The organism is Sulfuriferula thiophila (assembly GCF_003864975.1).
In the GTDB taxonomy this organism is placed as follows: Bacteria; Pseudomonadota; Gammaproteobacteria; order Burkholderiales; family Sulfuriferulaceae; genus Sulfuriferula; species Sulfuriferula thiophila.
On sequence record NZ_BHGL01000003.1, the window covers coordinates 149,206 to 169,562 of the forward strand.

Below are 20,357 nucleotides of genomic sequence, written 5' to 3' on the forward strand. Positions count from 1 at the left end.
ATGAACCTAGACGCCGCCAACCTGCAAACACCACCCGCACTGAACAAATCTGCTGTTTGGCTGGTCTGGTTACCCATTGTCATCGGGTTGGCCGCATTGTTATTGCCGACTTTCTATGAGCTATCCACCACGTTATGGGATACAGAAGAACAAGGTCACGGCCCGTTAATTTTAGTCGTATCACTCTATTATTTCTGGCAGAAGCGCGACGTATTCAGCCAGCCAGCCAAATCAACCGCTCCGATTGCGGGTAGCCTGATATTAGCAACCGGATTATTGCTCTACGCAGTGGGTCGCTCCCAAAGCATCTTTATATTCGAAGTTGGCTCATTGATGCCGATACTAGCCGGCATGCTGCTCATCATGCGGGGCTTATCCGGCCTGCGCAGTTTCTGGTTCCCCATCGTCTTTCTGGTTTTCATGATTCCGTTGCCCGGCTCGGTAATTGATGCCCTGACTGGCCCATTAAAGCAATACGTATCCATCGTGGTTGAAAACATGCTGTATTACATGGGCTACCCCATTGCCCGTAACGGCGTCATCCTGTCCATCGGCTATTACCAGCTACTAGTAGCAGACGCCTGCTCAGGGCTCAACTCCATGTTTTCGCTGAGTGCGCTAGGTTTTTTATATTTGTACGTAATGCAATACCGCAACTGGTTCAGAAACGGCCTGATCGTTGCCAGCATACTGCCCATCGCCTTTGCCGCTAACGTGGTGCGCGTCATTATCATCACACTGGTGACCTATTATTGGGGTGACGAAGCTGGCCAAGGCTTCATTCATGGCTTTGCCGGCATCGTCTTGTTCATCGTCGCCCTGCTCAGCTTCATGGTGTGGGATTGGATACTAGAGCAACTATTCAAGCCGGGGAAGCAAACAGCATGAACATGACCCGCATCAAATCCGTATTAATCGGGCTGGCCATGATTGCCGCCGCCGGACTGGCGATGGCGTTAACTCCCACCAAGCTTACCGCAGCCACAGCACCCAAGATTGATTTAAACACCATGATCCCCAAGCAGTTTGGCGAGTGGCATCAACAGCAAGAGCTGGATGTGATATCGGTCAGCCCCGAATTGCAAGCCTCATTAGACAAGATATATCAACAGACACTATCGCGTACCTACGTAAACGCCAAAGGCGAACAAATCATGCTGGCACTAGCCTATGGTGGCGATCAGCGTGACAGCATGCAGGTTCATAAACCCGAGGTCTGTTATCCCTCGCAAGGATTTGAAATACTGCAATCCAACATCGGCTCATTACATCTGACACAGGATCAAAAAGATATACCGGTAAAACGCCTGGTAGCCAGACATGGCGCCAGAATCGAACCAATCACTTACTGGATCACTGTTGGTAACCAGGTTGCACTGGAAAGCCTGCAATGGAAATTGGCACAATTAAAATATGGCCTGACAGGTAAAGTCCCTGACGGCATGTTATTCAGAGTTTCATCAATCGACACCAATCCGACGCAAGCCTTCACCCTACAGAATCAGTTCGTTAATGCTTTAGTAGATGCCATCGATATAAAAGAGCGCGACAGATTCATTGGACACACGACAGGTCGCAACTGAAGCTATGAATACGACTCATAAAGTATGTAGATTGCGTTGTAAGCTGCCATGAAGAATATTTTTTTCATGGGTTCCAGCACAGCTATCAGATTGGTTTTTGGACTGCTGACATTCACCATACTCGCACGATTGCTTGGCCCCGCATCTTTTGGTTTATTTATGTTCTGGCTGTCAATTGCGACTTTACTGGGTCTGGTAGCCAACTACGGTTTCACACCCTACCTGTTACGCGAAATCGGAGTGAAGCCTGATTCAGCGCACACGGTAATGAGTGAAGTATTGTCGGCCAAGATACTTGTATCTATTGCATTAGTCATAGTAGCTGTTTGTGCAATGCCTATCATTGATGCTGAAAATCGCTGGGTATTCTTCATACTCATGCTGTCAATACTGACAGACTCCACTACTGACTTTCTCAATGTAGGTTACCGCGCCACCAACCGCTATGCGGTAGAAACACGCATAGCGACCATCGCTTCAGCAGCACAATTTGCGATAGTGGCTGGGGCCATCTGGTATCACCCCACCGTACTTATAGCCGCCATCAGTTTCCTGATTTCACGTATATGCGTACTTGCCATGACCTGGTACAGCCAAGCCCAATATTTTGCCAATTTACAACCAGCAGCTATTCCCCGTGCAGTTTTCCGATTAAAAAAAGCCCTGTCGTACGCCACAGATTTTGCCCTGCAAAGCCTGTTCGGACAAATTGACAGTGTCGTGCTGAATTATTTCCTGGGACCAGTTGCTGTCGGTTTGCATCAGGCTGGAATGCGACTGGTCCTTGGTGGCAGCCAGGCTGCCAACGTATTAGGCAATGTGTTTATACCCCGTATCTCGGCTGTTATTGATGACCCGACAAAGCTGCAATATGAAGGTCAGCGGCTTCAAACGGCATTCATTGCATCAGGCATGATATTTGGCCTGGTGCTCGCTGTTGCCTCCGAGCCAATAGTACACATCCTGTTTGGGAAACAATTCATCGCTCTGGCTAACTTGTTACCATGGTTCGGGTTGTTATTTTTTGTCCGTTTTCTTGCCTCTGCCTGGGGCATCATGCTCACCTCAGCCGGCCGGCAGACGCTACGTGCCAAGGCCAATCTTATGCACTGGATCGTCATTCTGCTCACGGCATGGTCACTCGTCCCAGCGTATGGCAATGTAGGCTGGATCATATCGCTCACCATTGGCAATCTGCTGCTGGCCGCTGTTTACTTCACAGCATCGTATAGCCTTGTGCAACCAACGCGCAGCAATACGCTTATCACCATCGCTGGTGCTGGCGCCTTTTTACCTTTTTTGCACTTTAGTTAATTAATGCAAACACCCATATAAAATGAGCCAAAATCAAACTACACCCACTGACGGATTGATTGAAAGCATAACTAAAAATGGCCTATGCACTGGTTGCGGGCTATGTGAGTCAATTGCGCCAAAAGGGCATATTCAAGTTGAGCTCAATGCATCCGGCTACTTACGGCCACGCACCATCCAGCCATTAACTGCCGCCATTGAACACCAGATTGCCGAAGTATGCCCGGGGGTAACAGTACAGCACCGCGCAGGCATTAAGGGGTATCACCCGATATGGGGCCCATTGATTAAAGTACGTACCGGCCATGCCGTTGACCCTGAAATAAGAAAACAAGGCTCATCCGGCGGCGTTATCTCCGCGCTATTAACGCACCTACTGGAATCGGGCAAAGTCGATTTCGTTGCCCAGATTGCCACCACCCAACAAAACCCGCTCGCAAATGAGTTACAAATCAGCCGCACGCGAGAAGATGTTATTCGCGCAGCCGGGTCGCGTTACGCACCCTCAGCGCCACTGCGCACCCTGCGTGACCTGCTCGCCACCGGGCAAAAATTCGCCTTTGTAGGCAAGCCCTGCGATATCGCCGCATTACGCAGATATTCCGAATTCAATGAAGATATCAAAACGCAAGTGCCATACATGCTCTCATTTATGTGTGCAGGTATCCCAAGCATGCGCGGCACATATGAAGTGCTAGAGAAACTCGGAGCGGATCGTACAAAATTAACCAGCTTCCGCTATCGTGGTGATGGCTGGCCAGGTATGACACGTGCCGTACAAACCGACGGTCAATCATTTGAGATGGATTACAACACATCATGGGGAACCATTCTGGGTAAGCATCTACAGTTTCGTTGCAAGATCTGCCCCGATGGAACAGGGGAATTTGCTGATGTCGTCTGTGCTGATGCATGGTATGGCAAGGACGGTTATCCTGATTTCGCCGAACATGATGGGCGCAGCCTTGTGCTATCACGAACGCAGAGTGGTGAAGCATTAATCCAGACAGCCATCGAAAACAACTCCATTGATGTCAGCAACTTACTCACCAAAGAAATAGCACTAATGCAGCCTTATCAAGTATTACGAAAAAAAGTTGCACTCGGAAGAACGATAGCAACATTTTTTTCGCGCGGCCGCATGCCAATATATCGCCGACTTGGATTGTTTCGTGCTTCGATAATGATAAATCCAATAATATGGTTAAGGCACGCATGGGGTACTTACCGTCGAGCAAATGGCGAGTAATGCCCTCTATATGAAGTAAACATGACAATTAGAAAATTAATTATGAGCGGAAAATAGCGTGATGAAAAAACTGAAAATTGGCTTTGCATGGCAAACACTGACATCCGAAAATCTCGGAGTGGCTGCACTTGCTCAATCACAAATAGCCTTAGCTAAAGAAGCCGCGAATACTGCCGGATACGAATTAGAAGCAATTGAATTTTGTCCAACAGGACCGAAACTCGGATTAGCCAAAGAGTTAGGGTGTGAATTAGCTGACCCGCTTTCTATCAAGAAAATAATACTTGGAAAGTCGCGGTATGTTGGCCAAATGCGATCTTGTGATCTTGTATTGGATATCGGTGCAGGTGACAGCTTTTCCGATATATACGGTCAGAAACATTTTTTCTTTCTCTGCCTTTCAAAGTTAATTGCTTTGGGGTTGAAGAAACCCCTTATTTTAAGCCCGCAGACAATTGGCCCATTCTCGGCCAGTTGGGTTAAAAAACTTGCTGTTTTCATTATGCATCGCTCAAAGAAAGTCTTTGCGCGAGATGGAATGTCGATGAAAACTCTTGTGGATATGGGCGTTGTAAATAACACCGAAGAAGTGATTGATGTTGCATTTTGTTTGCCGTACGAAAAAAAGGTACTTTCTGGACAGAATAAAACGCGAGTCGGGATTAATGTTTCTGGTCTTTTAATGAATGGAGGATATACACGCGATAATCAATTTGGTTTGTCCGTTGAATACCAATCCCTTATCAACCAGGTCATTGAGTACTTCCTTACCCAGCCAGATGTAGAGATTCATTTAGTGGGGCACGTCTTAGCAGATACGATGCCCGTCGAAGATGACTATATAGCCAATATGGCACTACATGCAAAATACCCAAGCCTTGTCGTAGCACCCAAATTCAATTCGCCCAGCGAAGCCAAATCATATATTTCAAGTTTAGATTTCTTCACCGGCGCGCGTATGCATGCCTGTATTGCAGCCTTCTCATCTGGTGTACCAGTAATACCAATGGCTTATAGCCGAAAATTCAATGGATTATTTGGCGCGCTTGGATATTGGCATCTAGCCGATCTCAAAACAGACGATACCGAGAACGCATTATCAAAAATAATAAACGGATATAACAACCGCAGCAATCTCAAAACCGAGGTTGATAGCGGCAACATAATCGCGCAAGAAAAATTAAGCCACTACAAAAATTACCTGATTAGTTTATTCCGGACTATGGAGACAAAATGAAGTCTATTAAGTTACGAATCTGGCTAATATTGCATGGTGCCAAATACTTAATGCTTTTATACGTCGGCAAAATTCCCTCCCATTTTATTCGCAAGGCTATTTATTCTTCTGTGGGTATGCGAATCGGACGTGCAACAGCAATTTATTCAGGCGCAGAAATTCGCCGACCTGAATGTATAGAAATTGGTGAGGGCACAATAATTGGTCATCACGCGATCCTTGATGGACGACTTGGCATCAACATTGGCAGGAATGTTAATTTCAGTACAGGTGTATGGATTTGGACAGTTCAGCATGATTACCGCGACCCGCATTTCGGTGATGCTGGTGGTGCAGTAACCATCGGCGATAATGCATGGATTAGCTGTCGTGTAACAATTCTGCCCGGAGTAACAATTGGTGAGGGTGCCGTAGTCGCTGCTGGTGCTGTAGTAACCCAAAATGTCGAACCCTACACCGTAGTTGGTGGAATTCCAGCAAAAAAAATTGGCGAGAGGCCTAGGGACATACGTTACTTTCTTGGTGATGCTTCGCCAATACCATTCGTATAACCTCAGAGTTCACTCAATTTTTATTCATAAACAAACGTAAATTATGAAAATACTGAACCGTGGTCTACTGATGCTAGGTTTACTTTTCACCACATTTTTACTCGGTGTGACGGTAGCACTAATGCCGGTAGGTGTATCCGCTCGCGTGGCAATCATCATGATTGCCATATTGTTTCTGGTGACAGCATGGGGCTTTAGGCAGACAACCGCCATGTTTCCAGAACGTAAACTTATTATTTTCAGTGCTTTTGTTCTAACAATGTCTATTGTATGGCCACAGTACATATTTTTTTCCGCAGGCGGGTTACCTCGTGTGAACCCATTCACACTCTCGACCGCAATGGGATTGATTTTCATCCTGGCATTGACAGCCCATTACAGAAGTTTTTCTTCGCGCATGCCTTTACTTATTGCCGAAATAAAACCCGTTGCGATTTTTTTTGGGCTATGGATAGTTTGGCGTGCGATTAGCAATCTTTTGTCCGGTGCACCTGTAGCAACGAACACAGGTCTGTTACGCGAACTGATCTACGTCTATAGCTTATTTGCGTATGGGCTGTTTGTTTGCCAGGGGAAAAATGGCATTCAACTGCTTGGCCGAATTATTGTTGCATGCACAGTCATTGTCGGTCTTGCTGGCATAGTCGAAGCGCTACAAGGCAAAAATATGTTTATCGGTTTTGCAGCCAGTGGTGAAACCGGCGATGTGGGTGATGCTATTGCCACAATTATTGCCGACAAGGTGCGTGGTGGCGCTTATCGTGTGCAATCAGTATTTAGTCATCCCATTTTGTTTGGTCAGTTTTTGGGTGCAGCCGCGCCTATTGTCCTTGTGTCGTTTTTACTTGATCGTTCGCGCGCCTGGAGGCTCGTCGCGTTGATTGCCCTACCACTAATTATGATAGGAATATTGAAATCCGGATCAAGGTCCGGGGTGATGGCGCTAGTCGTTTCTGGGGCAGTTTTAGGTATGATGCTTTGGGTATATTTGCTAACAAATTCAAAAAAATATAGCAGTTTCGCAATAGTAGCGGTTCCAGTAGTTCTGATTGTCATTTTGGCTGCATATGGAATCGGTGAGCATTTAATCGCTGGCGGATCACGAACGGAATCTGGCAGTTCAATGGTAAGGGCAGTTCAGCTGCAGTTGGCGCTAAATGCGATACCTAACAGTCCCTTTTTTGGATACGGCCTGGGTGCCGCAGTACAAATTGCGGGTGTGAAAACATATCTTAATGCACTTACTATGGATATATATTACCTATCCGTTCTGCTTGATTCAGGTTGGGTGGGTTTAGCGCTATTCTTTGCCATGGTACTGTCTTTGATAGTCACTTCGCTGCGTTACGTTAGTAGCCATTCTGGACGAAACATGTATTACGTATCTGCTTATATGGCCGCAGCAATCTCGGTATTAGTGACACTAGGTGCAGTATCCATGCCGCAAAATATTATGTTCGTTATGTTGGCTGCCGGTGTCCTCGCCGTTGCGAAGCATGAATCGAGGGCGCAATGAGCCGTGTACTTAATTCAAAAAACAGTCACGCATACGTGATAATATTGAATTGGAATGGCTGGAAAGACACGATTGAATGTCTGGATAGCGTGTTTCTTTCGTCAAACGTAGAATATACCGTGGTCGTTTGTGACAACGATTCGAAAGATGGCTCCATGGAACACATGGCGGAGTGGGCTATGGCGCGATTCAACACTGATGAATGGGCGCAGCTGACCCGTGTCGAGGTTGAAAGTGCGGCATCACCTGCGCTGGGCAAGCGTCTGATATTGATTCAGAACGGTGCTAATCTGGGCTTTGCTGGGGGCAATAATGTGGGTGTTCGCCTGGCAATGCAAGACCCGAACTGTGCGTTTATTTGGCTCTTGAACAATGACACGACAGTTGCACCAGATGCATTATCACAAGCTGTAACGCGCATGACGGCCGATGAGCAAATCGGATTGTGTGGTTCCACACTGATCTATTACCACGAACGTGAAAAAGTTCAGGCTTTCGGTGGTGCAATTTATTCACCATGGACTGGGCGTTCGCGCCACGTGGGAGCGTTCTCACAACTTTCAACCATCCCGGCATCGCCGTCCGAAGTCGAAAAAAATCTGTCTTATGTGGTGGGCGCAGCGATGCTGATACGACGCGAATTTATCGAACAGATTGGTTTGATGCGCGAAGACTATTTTCTGTATTTTGAGGAAATCGACTGGGCAACGCGCAGCAGAAACCTGTTCCGACTGGGGTATGCGCCATTGAGCGAGGTATATCACAAGGAAGGTGCGTCAATTGGCACCACTGCCTCGGGCGGCTCAGCGTTATCTTTGTATTATCTGTTTAAAAATCGGCTGAAATTTACGCGCCATTTCTATACTCCATATTTGCCGTCAGTCATTCTGATGAGCTTATGGGACGTGCTGAAGTTCGCACTCAAGGGTCGTAATATACAAGCAGTAGCGGCTTTACGGGGCATGGGTGGTTTTGCACCGCCGATTGCTAAAAGGCCAGGCACATGAATCGCCGCTTGCGCCTTCTGGTGGTTGCATCCGAGTTCCCCTACCCACCCAATCATGGCGGGAGAGCAGACATTTGGCGACGACTACAGATGTTGAAACGCTTAGGCTGTGATGTCAGCCTGATATGTTGGTACGATGACCAGCCTGATACCCGACCTAATGCCGAAGCATTAGCCGTCGTAGAAAATGAAGTTGCAAGCTTGCAAGCATTACCAAATCAGCGTGGATTTAAACGTAATGGTTTACGTTTGCTACAAATGCTAAAAGGCATACCGTCCCATGTGGCGGCACGCGCAGTCTACGGTGATCAACGGACCGAAATTCATCGTGCGGCGAAAGTCTTCTCGGCTGATGCCGTGTTGTTGGACAGTCTATATGGCGGGCTATTAGCATTTGATTTGAGTGCCGCGCTTCGCATACCAATGTTTTTTCGTTCGCACAATATAGAACATCGCTATTTCGCTGGTCAGGCTGCTGCTGCCAATAATTTGCGCGACCGCATGGCGTGGTCGCTCGCGCGGCTAAATCTGGGCCGTTTCGAGCTGAAAGTAATGCAAAGCGCGCAGGTGTGTTTTGATATTTCAGCCGATGATATAGCCTGGTGGGCTGATCGCGGAGTGAAGGGTGCTCAATGGCTGCCGCCATTATCAGAAGCTGCAATATCGCCACCAGCGGTGAGTGAGACAGCACCTATACGAGAACTGGCTTTTCTAGGTAACCTGAATACCCCAAATAACGTACAAGGCATACACTGGCTGGTTGAACAAGTCATGCCCATAGTGTGGTCATTACGCCCGCAAACGATATTGCATGTGGCTGGATCACGCCCGGCAGCTTCAATTAAAACTTTGTTTTCCGGCTCTGACAAATTGCGTCTTTATGAAGACGTGCCGAATGTCATGACATTTTTAATGGACTCTGCGGTTCTGGTAAATCCGGTATTGACTGGTAGCGGCGTCAATGTAAAGACGCTAGACATGTTAATGACACAGCGCCCCGTCGTGAGCACCCCACAGGGTGTTGCAGGCTTGGTGCCTGAATTAAAAGCGTTATGTGATGTGGCTGATAGTGCCGAAAATTTCGCACAACGATTGGTGGCACAACTGAATTCACCAAATATTGATTTAAGCAAACGTGAAAAAGCTCGTCCATTATTTGGCCCGGAGGCCATTCAGGCAATGATAGACAGAATGCGTACCGAGATTACAGACAAAAGGATTGAAGCATGAGTATCATTTTGTTTGTTCATCAATCCGCTGAAATGTATGGTTCTGACAAGGTATTGCAATATCTGGTTGGCGAACTATTACAGCGTGGCCAATATGAACCTGTAGTGATACTGCCTGAAACGGGTCCTTTGCATGATGCTTTAATTGCTGATGGTATCGAAGTGCATATTGGCGAAGTCGCGAAAATTAGCCGAGCTGTCATGAGCCCTATCGGTTTAGTGCGACTTACAGGCCGCATGATTAAAGGTGTTGGTGAGATAGATCGTATTATTGCAGGTCGTAATGTTGCAGTAGTTCACTCCAATACGCTGGCAGTGCTTTCAGGTGCGATATGGGCAGCACGGCGACGGATAAAACATCTGTGGCATGTACATGAAATCATCCTTTCACCAAAATTGGTAAGTAAAACCTTTCCATTATTGGTGCGACTATTATCAGATCGGGTGATGTCCAATTCGTCCATGACAGAACGCTGGCTACTTGACGAACAACCCAGCCTGAAAGCACGTTCAGGCGTGGTATTTAATGGCCTACCCCCGGCACAGGCGCCATCGGCAGAACATATTGCTGCATTTCGATCCAGTGTCGGGGCAAGTCAGAACGACATTGTGATCACGCTTGCCGGCCGCATCAACCGCTGGAAAGGTCAAGAATTACTTATTGAAGCTGCGACGCTCTTGCACCAGCGTGGCTTGGTACATAATTTGCGTTTTGTGATCGTGGGCAGCCCCGCGCCTGGTCTGGAAAATCTGGTGACTCAACTGCAACAAAGCGTAGCAACGGCTGGGTTATCCGATAGATTTACATTTATTCCCTTCGTGGATGATATTTGGCCAGTGTGGTTCGGCTCGGATATCGGAGTAGTTCCTTCAACTGAACCTGAACCGTTTGGAATGGTTGCAATTGAAGCTATGGCTGCAAACGCTCCTGTAATTGCAGCTGCTCATGGTGGATTGTTAGACATAGTTGAAAATAATAAAACAGGACTTCTGTTCGAACCTAAAAACGCATCCAGTCTTGCTGATGCAATTGCTCAACTGGCATTGGATGAGGATTTGCGTAAAGCAATGGGTGCGGCAGGTGGTGATCGGCAGCGCGCGATTTTCTCGCTGGAAAGTCAGGTAACACAAACTGAGCAGGTTTACCTCGCAATAATCAAACAGTCGGTTCAATGACATTGGTAAATTTAAAATATGATGAAAAAAAGACAAGATATTGAGTTGTTTCGTATCATTAGTGCCTTTTCTATAGTTTGGTATCACTCTAACGTAATAGGCCACGAAATAGCTTATGGCGGTCTGATTATATTTCTAATAATCTCCATGTATCTTGCTGGTTGCAGCAGTTATGTAGCTGAGCGTCCATTTCTACCTAGAATAAAACGCTGGCTTACACCATGGGGGATTTGGTTCATAGTTTATGGGTTAGTAAACATAATTAGCCACAATCCAATAATTCCTCTAAATAATGGGTTTACTTCTGGTGTACTAGCAGGGCCAAGTATCCACTTATGGTATATGCCCTTCGTATTAGCATGTTTATTAATGTTTGATATTATCAGACGCTACTTTATCGCTAGCCATATAGCTTGGGGTGCCGGATTGCTCAGCATTTTAATATTAGGCTCAACATCAATTTGGCGGGATACATCGATTCAGCTTGGATATCCAATAGCACAATACGCACAAGCATTAGCGGCAGTAGTTTTAGGCATTTTCTTTGCTTATGCTCGCAATATATCTAAACAACTTCAAATAACGCTACTCTTATTTATTATAGCTACTGCGATATATGTAATCCCATATAAGGGGATAGGTATCCCATACTTAATTGGCATCTTTGTAGGTTGCATTTTAGCTTTTAGAATATTAAAAATACCTTCATCGCTAAACTTTAACATCATCGCAAAAAATACTTTGGGTATATACTTCATTCATATATTAATACTAAAAACCCTTGTACATTCAAATACCATACATGGGATTTATTTACCAGTTACAACTTTTTTTCTATCTTTATTAATCATAATTTTACTACGTCGCACATTCCCAAAAATAGCTAAATATTCAACATAGAGCCATTTAATATAATGTTTTAAGGAATATCGATACTGTCCCAATAAATATACTTTACGCAAGTTAACCTAATATATAGGAGACAATGCAATGTTAAAGAACTCACATTATGCAACGCTGGTTGTCAGCTTAATAGCTGGCTCTATTATGACTCCATCGCAAGCGGCTATCACTACCGTAAAAAAAACGACTAGCTACACAACCATTTCTAGTAGTAAAACAACTAAACCGCTTTATCAGATTGGCGTTTATTACTATCCCGGCTGGAAGGACAATCAAGTTGGCGGAGCTTATGCCTTACCCTGGAATCAAATTGCATCATATCCAGAACGAAAACCATTAGTTGGTTATTACCCTGAAGGCGATGTCTCTGTAGCAGAACAAACCATCCAGCAAATGCACGATTACGCTATCAACTTTGTTGCTTATGATTGGTACTGGGATGGGCAGAAACCACAACTCGATCACGCCATTAAGGCTCACTTTGCCGCCAATAATAAAAACCTGGTAAAAGTATCTCTACTGTGGGCAAATCACAATAGCATTCCGCGGACTCAAACTGAATTTACCAGTATGGTGAATTATTGGGTAACCAATTATTTCAACCAGCCTGAATATCTACGGATTGATAATAAGCCTGTCGTTTTTATCTTCTCTGCCACCATGTTAGAAGCCCAAGCAAATAGCTTTGGTTCAACAACATTAGCGTTGATTAACCAAGCTAACCAGATTGCAAAATCCGCAGGTTATGCGGGAATTTATTTTGTCGGTGGCGTCGGCGCAGATGCAACTGCCTATACTTTTGCACCGCAAAACGGATACAACGCACTGTCTGCCTATAACTATCATTACTATCAACCCGGTGCTTATTCGCATAGTTATGCTGAACTGGATCAGGGTTATCGCAACCAGTGGAGCTGGATATTAAGCGGCTCTCCACTGCCTTATATTATCCCGATGACCGCAGGCTGGAATAAAAAACCTTGGGGCGGTAGTGTAGACCCATTACATGACAACTCAGTCAGTACACCGCAAATTTTCGCCCAGCACTTGCAGGCTGCCAAAACATTGATGAATGTTTACCCATCAAAAACCATGAAAACAGGCATCATTTGCTGCTGGAATGAGTTTGGTGAGGGTTCTTATATTCAACCAACAGTTAAGTATGGCACCCAATATCTAGACCAAGTGAAAGCCACTTTTGGCACTCAGTAAGTAACACTCACAAACAAACTTGACTTATGACCGCACATAAAACCATCAGAATACTCGGCACCCGTGGTGTCCCTGCCGCTCACGGCGGCTTTGAGACCTTTGCCGAGCATTTGGCGCTTTACCTCGTCAAACAAGGCTGGGAAGTTATAGTCTATTGCCAGGAAGAGGGTGAGGGGCCTACGTTTGAAGATACCTGGCAAGGGGTGCGGCGGGTACGCATCCCTGTTGCGACTTCAGGTGCGGCTGGCACGATCTTGTTTGACTGGAAATCAACTGTGCATGCGGCGGGTGAGTCTGGCCTGGTGCTGACACTGGGCTATAACACGGCGATTTTCTGCGTGCTGTACCGTCTGCGTGGCCATAAGAATCTGATTAATATGGATGGTATAGAATGGCACCGCCAAAAATGGGGAGCCGTCGCCAAACTGTGGTTCTGGATGAATGACTGGGCCGGCTGCTGGCTGGGGAACCATCTGGTAGCGGATCACCCCGAAATTAAAAAGCATCTCTCCACTCGGGTTAGCCCCAATAAGATCACGACGATCCCTTATGGTGCTGATAGTGTTGACCAAGCCGATCTTGGTGCATTGGCACCCTACCAACTGGAATCCAATCGGTATGCAATTCTGATTGCACGTGCGGAGCCGGAAAACTCCATCCTAGAAGTCGTGCGCGCCTGGTCGCGCCGCCCGCGCGGGATGCAGTTAGTAGTATTAGGTAAATATGACCCCAACCACGCTTATCAGCGTGCGGTAAAAGAAGCCGCTTCAGATGAAGTGAAGTTTATCGGCGCGGTTTATGACAAGCCCACCGTGGCGGCGTTGCGTTTCCATGCGCAACTGTATGTGCATGGCCATCAGGTGGGCGGTACCAATCCTTCGCTGGTTGAGTCACTGGGTGCTGGCAATGCGGTGCTGGCGCATGACAATCCGTTCAATCGCTGGGTTGTAGCAGAGGGTGCGCATTACTTCAAAAACGAGGACGAATGCGCTGCTGCGCTGGATAAGCTACTCGACAATGACGCTGAAATTTCACGTATGAAACTGGCCAGCAAAACACGCTTTAATGCTGAATTTACCTGGGAGAAAATTCTTGCTGAGTATGAAAATTTATTACTGAAATGGCTGTGATTGCTCAAGCCACTGCATTAAATATGCAAAGACATTATTTATATCAATAGGGAAAGAACAATGATACTAGTGACCGGTGGTGCAGGTTTCATAGGGGCGAATTTTGTGCTGGATTGGCTGGCGGGGTCTGATGAACCTGTCATCAATCTGGACAAACTGACGTATGCGGGCAATGTTAAAAATCTGGCCAGCATTGCGGATGATAGCCGCCATATTTTTGTACAGGGCGATATCGGTGACACTGCGCTGGTCACTCAGTTATTGCAAACTCACCAGCCACGCGCGGTGATCAACTTTGCTGCGGAGAGCCATGTCGATCGCTCTATTCTGGGGCCGGAAGATTTTGTGCAGACTAACGTGGTGGGGACATTCCACCTGCTTGAATCCGTACGCGCCTACTGGAACAAGCTGGATGATGCGGGCACAGCTGCTTTCCGCTTACTGCACGTATCAACGGATGAGGTTTATGGTTCGCTAGGCCCGGATGATGCGCCATTTACCGAGACCACAGCTTATGCGCCGAATAGCCCTTACTCAGCATCGAAAGCGGCTTCGGATCATCTGGTGCGCGCTTATCATCATACTTACGGCCTGCCGGTATTAACGACGAATTGCTCGAACAATTACGGGCCGTATCAATTCCCGGAAAAGCTGATTCCACTGGTGATGATGAATGCGATTGCCGGTAAAGCGTTGCCAATTTACGGGGATGGCTTGAATGTGCGCGACTGGCTGTATGTTGGCGACCATTGCAGCGCTATCCGCACTGTACTGGCCCAAGGTAAAGTCGGCGAAGTGTACAACGTGGGCGGCTGGAATGAAAAAGCCAATATCGATGTGGTTAAAACCATCTGCACGATATTGGATGATTTGCATGCTTCATCCCCCGTCACGCCCCATGCCGATCTGATTACTTATGTGAAAGATCGCGCCGGTCATGATCGCCGCTATGCGATTGATGCTACAAAATTACAACGCGAATTGAACTGGGTGCCGAGCGAAACCTTTGAAACCGGCATACGCAAAACAGTGGCCTGGTATCTGGCTAACCAGGAATGGGTGTCGGATATCGCCAGCGGTGAATATCGCAACTGGATAGCAAAACAATATGGGAGCAAAGCATGAGCGCACGTAAAGGTATTATTCTGGCCGGTGGTTCCGGAACGCGGCTGTATCCGGTGACGCAGGCTGTATCAAAACAGCTGCTGCCGGTGTATGACAAACCGATGATTTACTATCCGCTGTGCACGCTGATGCTGGCAGGGATACGCGATATTTTGATCATCTCTACGCCGCAGGATACACCGCGCTTTGAGCAACTACTGGGCGATGGCGCACAGTGGGGTTTGAATATCAGTTACCGTGTGCAGCCTTCACCCGATGGGCTGGCTCAGGCGTTCATTATCGGTGCCGATTTTATTGGCAACGACAACAGCGCACTGGTATTGGGCGATAACATTTTTTACGGTCACGAATTTGCGCATGATTTGCGTGCAGCGGCTGCCAAACCTGAAGGCGCCTCGGTTTTCGCTTACCCTGTGCACGATCCTGAACGCTATGGCGTGGTGGAATTTAATGCGGCAGGCGATGCCATCAGCCTGGAGGAAAAACCAACTCAGCCCAAATCCCGCTATGCGGTAACCGGGTTGTATTTCTATGACAATCAGGTCATCGACATTGCCCGCAATCTCAAGCCTTCACCGCGAGGCGAGCTGGAAATCACCGACGTGAATCGGCATTATATGGATATGGGCCAGCTTCACGTTGAGGTCATGGGGCGTGGTCATGCCTGGCTGGATACCGGCACACATGAGTCACTGCTGGAAGCATCGACTTTCATCCAGACCATAGAAAAACGCCAGGGCCTGAAAATCTCCTGCCCGGAAGAAATCGCTTATCGTCAGGGTTATATCGATGCAGCACAAGTTGAAATTCTGGCACAACCATTGCGTAAAAATGGCTATGGTCAGTATCTGTTAACAATGTTGAATGAACGGTTATTCTAATCATGAATATTATCCCTACCCGTATTCCTGACGTACTCATCATCGAACCTAAAGTTTTCGGGGACGACCGCGGGTTTTTTTACGAGAGCTACAATCGTCGCGCCATGACTGATGCGGGGATACCTGGCGATTTCGTACAGGACAATCACTCTCGTTCCGCACGCGGCGTGTTGCGTGGCCTGCATTATCAGATCCAGCAGACCCAGGGCAAGCTGGTGCGTGCGATCAGCGGCAGCGTGTACGACGTTGCGGTTGATTTGCGCAAGTCATCTCCGACATTCGGCCAGTGGGTGGGCATTGAGCTAACTGCTGAAAACAAGCGTATGGCGTGGATACCGCCGGGCTTTGCGCATGGTTTTACGGTCACCTCGGATACGGCCGAGTTCCTGTATAAAACCACGGATTACTGGGCGCCTCAGTTTGAACGCAGCTTGTTGTGGAACGACCCGGCACTCGGCATCGACTGGCCGCTGGATGGCGAACCGCTGCTCGCGGCGAAAGACATGGCAGGCTTGCCATTGGCTCAATGCGAGGTATTTCCGTGAAGATACTGCTCACCGGTGTGAATGGCCAGGTTGGCTGGGAGCTGCGCCGCACGCTGGCAACGCTGGGTGAAGTCGTCGCGCCCACCCGCGCTCAACTGGATTTGACCGATGCGGTAGCCTTGCGCAGTTTTGTGCATGAGGTTCGCCCAGATCTGATCGTTAACCCGGCAGCTTACACCGCTGTTGATAAGGCTGAAGCCGAGCCTGAGTTAGCGCACACTATCAATGCAATTGCACCCGCTGTGATGGCAGAAGCCGCCAGCCAGATCAATGCTGCTATGGTGCATTATTCCACTGACTATGTATTCGATGGCAGCAAGCCGGGCGCGTATCTGGAATCCGACGCTACCAACCCGTTAAGTGTGTACGGCAGAACCAAGCTGGAAGGCGAGCAAGCTATCATTGCAGCCGGTATCCCTCACCTGATATTGCGTACCAGCTGGGTATACGGATTACGTGGCGGGAATTTTCTGCTGACCATGCAGCGTTTATTCAAGGAACGCGACTCGCTGAATGTGGTGAACGATCAATTCGGCGCGCCGACCTGGTCACGCATGATTGCCGAAGCCAGCGCGCAGATCATTGCCCAGCGCCCTTTCCCGGACAATAGCGGCATCTACAACCTGACCAGCGCAGGCAACATCAGCTGGCATGATTTCGCTCAGGCCATATTAGCCAGAACTACGCTGCCGGAAGGTAAACAAGTTGCCCTCGGTGCTATCCCTGCGGCTCAATACCCCACGGCAGCGACACGCCCGGTCAACTCGGTTTTGTCAGGCAGTAAAGTTCAGAAAACCTTTGGCATCTGCATGCCGGATTGGGAAGCTGCGCTGGATAGATGCATCGAGAGTTAGGAAGCACTGATTTAACCAAACATGGATTGCTTGGTTAAATCAGTGCTTCCTAAGCTGCACACATCCTCAGTTTGTCATTGAATAGCCTATCCGTTATAGTCATGGGACTTCTTCTTTTATTTGCCCTATGATTTCCTGGACCAGTATTACCAGCCTCGGTAGCTTTTCCGTGATGGCACCGGCAGCAGCAGCCATCACCGCGTGGCTGGTTCTTGGCCGCGCCTGGCGGCTGGTGGCGTGGTGGTGCGCGCTGTTTATCGGCGGCATGGCTTTGGTCGTCGCGACCAAAATTGCATTTATCGGCTGGGGGATGGGCATACGCTCACTTGATTTCACTGGGTTTAGCGGCCACGTTATGCGTGCGACTGCCGTGGCGCCAGTGTTGCTGTATTTGATTCTGCAATCGGCACCGCGCCTGCTGCGTAATATGGGTGTGTTAGCCGGATTGGCATTCGGCGTGATTATTGCTGTATCGCGCGTGGAAGTACATGCTCACTCCGTGTCAGAAATAATAACAGGCTGGGTGCTCGGTGCGCTGGTCAGTCTGAGCTTTATCTGGATCATGAGCCAGACTCGCAAAGTTGAATTGCACCCGTGGTTTATCACGCTGAGCTTGCTGGCCTTGCTGCTCACCCCGTATGCAGAGCCCACCCCTACCCAGCGCTGGATCACTAACGCTGCGCTGAATCTGTCTGGCCATGATCGGCCATACATACGTGTGACCTGGCGATTAGCGCCTGTTGGTTGGCGGCCTAGTGTTGATGAGGTTGATCCTTAATTTCCCTGAAAGGCTTCGGCTGCGGGTATAACCTTGCTCAAGTGCGTATTCTACTGAAATTCACCACTCATAATCACCCAAAGTCTACCACCCAAAAAGAGCAAAGACCTCTCACAAACGATGGTCTGCGAGAAGGTCAGTCGGTTCTGACCTCATTAAGCAGATCGGGGTGACGATCCAGCAGTTTGAACAGTTTGACTAATGCCAATGGCGGCTTGGTCTTACCGTTCTCATAGCGCGAGAAGGCGTTGATGCCGCCACCGAAGATTTCGGCGGCCTCACGCTGGCCAAGGTCTAGCTTCTTGCGCACGTTAACGATGAAAGCGGGATCAACAATGGCTGCGTTCACCTGCTTGTTGAATGCATGCATCTCACGCATGACTCGCTCAGTTTCGGCCATGTCGGTGATGGACTCATCACAAGCAGGGCAAAAATCAGCGGTTACCGCTGGAATAACAGTGGTTTCACCCTTGTAGGTATAGGGCAGGTCGCGGGTGTCGTGAATAAGTTCTGCAGCGCCGCAAACAGGACATTTCATGGTCATAGCTCCTTGAAGGACACAATCAGCACGTCATCAATGACCGTTAACTTCAGGTACACATCACCCGCCTGCGTACTGGGTCGGTAGACGTCCTGTCATACCGTATGATCGGCATGGGTGGTCATGCTCTTGTAAAAGTCTGCTGACGTGAGCGCCATTACCACTGCCAGCATGTCGGGGAGTTCCAATCCCAATGCAGTGGCTCCAAGCCTTGCCGAATTGGTTGTGCGTACTTTGCCAGCTTCAACGAAGGTTTTGACGATGGTTAGCTTGCAATGTGGGGCTAGTTTCTCCATAGGTAAATTCTAACCTAATTGGTTAGAATGTCAAATATATGGCTAATAGGAGGCTCGAATTGGTTATGGAACTGGATGGTGGATTTCGAACAGAACGAGTGGCCGACTTTGGTGTAGAACAGGTGGTGGGACGACTGTTGGTTGGCGGCCTAGCGTTGATGAGGTTGATCCGAAACTTAAGCCGTGCGTATTTCCTCTAGCAACTCGGGGTGCTTATCGAGCAGCTTAAGCAGCAAGACGGTTGATTTTGGTGGCTGAGTTTTGCCGCGCTCATACTCTGAAAAAGCGCTGACACCACCACCGAATAACCGCCCTGCTTCCGCTTGGTTTAGTTTTAATTTGCGTCGTATAACGCGCAAGTTATCTGCACGTTGTTCATTCACTGTTTTACGCAATGTGGCCAATGCCTCACTATATCGCTTTCCTTCGCCATCATCGAATTGGCATTCTCCACATGCTGGGCAATGCCAACCAGAAACAGAAGTGACGACTGCAGACACACCATTAACTGTAACGCTTAAGTCCTTTACGCCATATTCAAGCGCTGTGCCATCATCACATTGCAAACAGAATTTTTTTGCGTTCATATCACTTCTCCTTAAACTGGATAACCGTTGCCCCATCCTGAATCGTTACCTTGATGTAGGCGGTCTTTCCATTTTGGCATGGGTGCATAGTATACATCCTGCCAAATTGTGCTATCAGCTTGTGTTGTCATGCTTTTATACAACATACCTTGCTGCAAACCAAGCACGATAGACAAACCATCTGACTCACTTAACCCCATATTATCTAACCCGCATATCGCCGTTCTGGTGTTGACCCTTAGAATTCTTACTCTTCGGCCCAGTTCTGCAATCGCAGTGCTGGTACTCGTACAAATTCACGTGTGTTATTGGTAACCAGAATAGTATTAGCTGCTAGCGCATGCGCGGCAATCATGGTGTCTAGCGCACCAATTGGCTGGCCGCGACGCTCCAGCTCTGCACGCAATTCACCATAGTGCCAGATCGTAGATGCGTCGAAAGGCATGATTTCCAGCGTTGCCAGGAACATCTCCAGCGCCTCGTGGTTCCGCGCAGAACCACTTTTTGCGACACCAAAAGCCAACTCCGCAGCGGTCACGCTGGAAATTCCGATACTGCCTAAATGCTCTTTCCTGAAACGCGCCAACACCGCTGGCGGCCGTGCGTTGATTATGTAGATACAAATATTGGTATCCAACATGTAG

Annotated in this window: 22 protein-coding genes and 1 pseudogene; 18 read left to right on the forward strand and 5 right to left on the reverse strand. The window is 48.0% G+C overall.

The window, feature by feature from the left end:
- From xrtB to EJE49_RS01890, 18 genes are all read left to right on the forward strand, one after another.
- Complete coding sequence (gene xrtB / locus EJE49_RS01805) at positions 1-888, forward strand: exosortase B (RefSeq protein WP_124948694.1); 888 nt, start codon at positions 1-3, stop codon at positions 886-888.
- Complete coding sequence (epsI, locus tag EJE49_RS01810; protein ID WP_124948695.1) at positions 885-1,583, forward strand: exosortase-associated protein EpsI, B-type; 699 nt, start codon at positions 885-887, stop codon at positions 1,581-1,583. Before xrtB ends, epsI begins: the two co-directional genes overlap by 4 nt.
- 48 nt (positions 1,584-1,631) lie before the next feature.
- On the forward strand, positions 1,632-2,897 hold the full coding sequence (locus EJE49_RS01815) for an oligosaccharide flippase family protein (RefSeq protein ID WP_124948696.1): 1,266 nt from the start codon (positions 1,632-1,634) through the stop codon (positions 2,895-2,897).
- A 283-nt stretch (positions 2,898-3,180) separates the two neighbouring features.
- Complete coding sequence (locus EJE49_RS01820) at positions 3,181-4,146, forward strand: Coenzyme F420 hydrogenase/dehydrogenase, beta subunit C-terminal domain (protein ID WP_223246694.1); 966 nt, start codon at positions 3,181-3,183, stop codon at positions 4,144-4,146.
- 61 nt (positions 4,147-4,207) lie between these two features.
- Positions 4,208-5,383: a polysaccharide pyruvyl transferase family protein gene (locus tag EJE49_RS01825; RefSeq protein ID WP_124948698.1), complete on the forward strand. Its 1,176-nt coding sequence runs from the start codon at positions 4,208-4,210 to the stop codon at positions 5,381-5,383.
- Entirely contained in the window at positions 5,380-5,934 is a 555-nt protein-coding gene (locus EJE49_RS14475; protein WP_275540752.1) for an acyltransferase, read from the forward strand. The genes EJE49_RS01825 and EJE49_RS14475 overlap by 4 nt, the downstream gene beginning before the upstream one ends.
- A gap of 43 nt (positions 5,935-5,977) precedes the next feature.
- On the forward strand, positions 5,978-7,450 hold the full coding sequence (locus EJE49_RS01835; RefSeq protein ID WP_124948699.1) for an O-antigen ligase family protein: 1,473 nt from the start codon (positions 5,978-5,980) through the stop codon (positions 7,448-7,450).
- Between the two features lie 35 nt (positions 7,451-7,485).
- Positions 7,486-8,457: a glycosyltransferase family 2 protein gene (locus tag EJE49_RS01840; protein ID WP_189941602.1), complete on the forward strand. Its 972-nt coding sequence runs from the start codon at positions 7,486-7,488 to the stop codon at positions 8,455-8,457.
- Positions 8,458-8,546: 89 nt separating this feature from the next.
- Positions 8,547-9,686, forward strand: coding sequence for a glycosyltransferase (locus EJE49_RS01845; RefSeq protein ID WP_189941604.1), 1,140 nt, complete (start codon positions 8,547-8,549; stop codon positions 9,684-9,686).
- Complete coding sequence (locus tag EJE49_RS01850; protein ID WP_124948702.1) at positions 9,683-10,861, forward strand: glycosyltransferase family 4 protein; 1,179 nt, start codon at positions 9,683-9,685, stop codon at positions 10,859-10,861. Before EJE49_RS01845 ends, EJE49_RS01850 begins: the two co-directional genes overlap by 4 nt.
- An 18-nt stretch (positions 10,862-10,879) precedes the next feature.
- Positions 10,880-11,761 (forward strand): acyltransferase family protein, encoded by an 882-nt coding sequence (locus EJE49_RS01855; RefSeq protein ID WP_124948703.1) that lies wholly within the window; start codon positions 10,880-10,882, stop codon positions 11,759-11,761.
- Between the two features lie 90 nt (positions 11,762-11,851).
- Entirely contained in the window at positions 11,852-12,976 is a 1,125-nt protein-coding gene (locus EJE49_RS01860) for a glycoside hydrolase family 99-like domain-containing protein (protein ID WP_124948704.1), read from the forward strand.
- A 26-nt stretch (positions 12,977-13,002) separates the two neighbouring features.
- Positions 13,003-14,106, forward strand: coding sequence for a DUF1972 domain-containing protein (locus EJE49_RS01865; protein ID WP_124948705.1), 1,104 nt, complete (start codon positions 13,003-13,005; stop codon positions 14,104-14,106).
- Positions 14,107-14,166: 60 nt separating this feature from the next.
- Positions 14,167-15,231 (forward strand): dTDP-glucose 4,6-dehydratase, encoded by a 1,065-nt coding sequence (gene rfbB, locus EJE49_RS01870; RefSeq protein WP_124948706.1) that lies wholly within the window; start codon positions 14,167-14,169, stop codon positions 15,229-15,231.
- The gene (gene rfbA / locus EJE49_RS01875; protein WP_124948707.1) at positions 15,228-16,112 is read left to right on the forward strand and encodes a glucose-1-phosphate thymidylyltransferase RfbA; all 885 of its coding nucleotides are present in this window, start codon (positions 15,228-15,230) and stop codon (positions 16,110-16,112) included. Before rfbB ends, rfbA begins: the two co-directional genes overlap by 4 nt.
- Positions 16,113-16,114: 2 nt before the next feature.
- Positions 16,115-16,657 (forward strand): dTDP-4-dehydrorhamnose 3,5-epimerase, encoded by a 543-nt coding sequence (gene rfbC / locus EJE49_RS01880; protein WP_133313955.1) that lies wholly within the window; start codon positions 16,115-16,117, stop codon positions 16,655-16,657.
- Positions 16,654-17,511, forward strand: a complete 858-nt coding sequence (rfbD, locus tag EJE49_RS01885; protein WP_306308181.1) for a dTDP-4-dehydrorhamnose reductase — start codon at positions 16,654-16,656, stop codon at positions 17,509-17,511. Before rfbC ends, rfbD begins: the two co-directional genes overlap by 4 nt.
- Before the next feature lie 127 nt (positions 17,512-17,638).
- Positions 17,639-18,289: a phosphatase PAP2 family protein gene (locus EJE49_RS01890; RefSeq protein WP_124948710.1), complete on the forward strand. Its 651-nt coding sequence runs from the start codon at positions 17,639-17,641 to the stop codon at positions 18,287-18,289.
- 136 nt (positions 18,290-18,425) lie between these two features.
- Here EJE49_RS01890 and EJE49_RS01895 read toward each other — a convergent pair whose 3' ends face one another.
- The 5 genes and pseudogenes from EJE49_RS01895 to vapC all read right to left on the reverse strand — a co-directional run bounded on the left by EJE49_RS01895 (position 18,426) and on the right by vapC (position 20,353).
- Positions 18,426-18,827 (reverse strand): type II toxin-antitoxin system MqsA family antitoxin, encoded by a 402-nt coding sequence (locus EJE49_RS01895; RefSeq protein ID WP_124948711.1) that lies wholly within the window; start codon positions 18,825-18,827, stop codon positions 18,426-18,428.
- 2 nt (positions 18,828-18,829) lie between these two features.
- A pseudogene (locus EJE49_RS01900) lies at positions 18,830-19,126 on the reverse strand (type II toxin-antitoxin system MqsR family toxin).
- Between the two features lie 176 nt (positions 19,127-19,302).
- The gene (locus tag EJE49_RS01905) at positions 19,303-19,713 is read right to left on the reverse strand and encodes a type II TA system antitoxin MqsA family protein (protein ID WP_124948712.1); all 411 of its coding nucleotides are present in this window, start codon (positions 19,711-19,713) and stop codon (positions 19,303-19,305) included.
- Between the two features lie 11 nt (positions 19,714-19,724).
- Positions 19,725-20,009, reverse strand: a complete 285-nt coding sequence (locus tag EJE49_RS01910; protein WP_370685812.1) for a type II toxin-antitoxin system MqsR family toxin — start codon at positions 20,007-20,009, stop codon at positions 19,725-19,727.
- Positions 19,961-20,353: a type II toxin-antitoxin system tRNA(fMet)-specific endonuclease VapC gene (gene vapC, locus EJE49_RS01915; RefSeq protein WP_223246695.1), complete on the reverse strand. Its 393-nt coding sequence runs from the start codon at positions 20,351-20,353 to the stop codon at positions 19,961-19,963. Before vapC ends, EJE49_RS01910 begins: the two co-directional genes overlap by 49 nt.
- Positions 20,354-20,357 lie beyond the last annotated feature (4 nt).

What these genes read in the sequence shown, in the direction of transcription:
- EJE49_RS14475 (WP_275540752.1), top strand. Translation starts at nt 5,380, where the DNA reads ATGAAGTCTATTAAGTTACGAATCTGGCTAATATTGCATGGTGCCAAA.
- EJE49_RS01825 (WP_124948698.1), top strand. Translation starts at nt 4,208, where the DNA reads ATGAAAAAACTGAAAATTGGCTTTGCATGGCAAACACTGACATCCGAA.
- xrtB (WP_124948694.1), top strand. Translation starts at nt 1, where the DNA reads ATGAACCTAGACGCCGCCAACCTGCAAACACCACCCGCACTGAACAAA.
- rfbA (WP_124948707.1), top strand. Translation starts at nt 15,228, where the DNA reads ATGAGCGCACGTAAAGGTATTATTCTGGCCGGTGGTTCCGGAACGCGG.
- EJE49_RS01855 (WP_124948703.1), top strand. Translation starts at nt 10,880, where the DNA reads ATGATGAAAAAAAGACAAGATATTGAGTTGTTTCGTATCATTAGTGCC.
- rfbB (WP_124948706.1), top strand. Translation starts at nt 14,167, where the DNA reads ATGATACTAGTGACCGGTGGTGCAGGTTTCATAGGGGCGAATTTTGTG.
- vapC (WP_223246695.1), bottom strand. Translation starts at nt 20,353, where the DNA reads ATGTTGGATACCAATATTTGTATCTACATAATCAACGCACGGCCGCCA.
- EJE49_RS01845 (WP_189941604.1), top strand. Translation starts at nt 8,547, where the DNA reads ATGTTGAAACGCTTAGGCTGTGATGTCAGCCTGATATGTTGGTACGAT.
- rfbC (WP_133313955.1), top strand. Translation starts at nt 16,115, where the DNA reads ATGAATATTATCCCTACCCGTATTCCTGACGTACTCATCATCGAACCT.
- EJE49_RS01890 (WP_124948710.1), top strand. Translation starts at nt 17,639, where the DNA reads ATGATTTCCTGGACCAGTATTACCAGCCTCGGTAGCTTTTCCGTGATG.
- EJE49_RS01835 (WP_124948699.1), top strand. Translation starts at nt 5,978, where the DNA reads ATGAAAATACTGAACCGTGGTCTACTGATGCTAGGTTTACTTTTCACC.
- EJE49_RS01815 (WP_124948696.1), top strand. Translation starts at nt 1,632, where the DNA reads ATGAAGAATATTTTTTTCATGGGTTCCAGCACAGCTATCAGATTGGTT.
- EJE49_RS01865 (WP_124948705.1), top strand. Translation starts at nt 13,003, where the DNA reads ATGACCGCACATAAAACCATCAGAATACTCGGCACCCGTGGTGTCCCT.
- EJE49_RS01850 (WP_124948702.1), top strand. Translation starts at nt 9,683, where the DNA reads ATGAGTATCATTTTGTTTGTTCATCAATCCGCTGAAATGTATGGTTCT.
- EJE49_RS01905 (WP_124948712.1), bottom strand. Translation starts at nt 19,713, where the DNA reads ATGAACGCAAAAAAATTCTGTTTGCAATGTGATGATGGCACAGCGCTT.
- EJE49_RS01860 (WP_124948704.1), top strand. Translation starts at nt 11,852, where the DNA reads ATGTTAAAGAACTCACATTATGCAACGCTGGTTGTCAGCTTAATAGCT.
- epsI (WP_124948695.1), top strand. Translation starts at nt 885, where the DNA reads ATGAACATGACCCGCATCAAATCCGTATTAATCGGGCTGGCCATGATT.
- EJE49_RS01895 (WP_124948711.1), bottom strand. Translation starts at nt 18,827, where the DNA reads ATGAAATGTCCTGTTTGCGGCGCTGCAGAACTTATTCACGACACCCGC.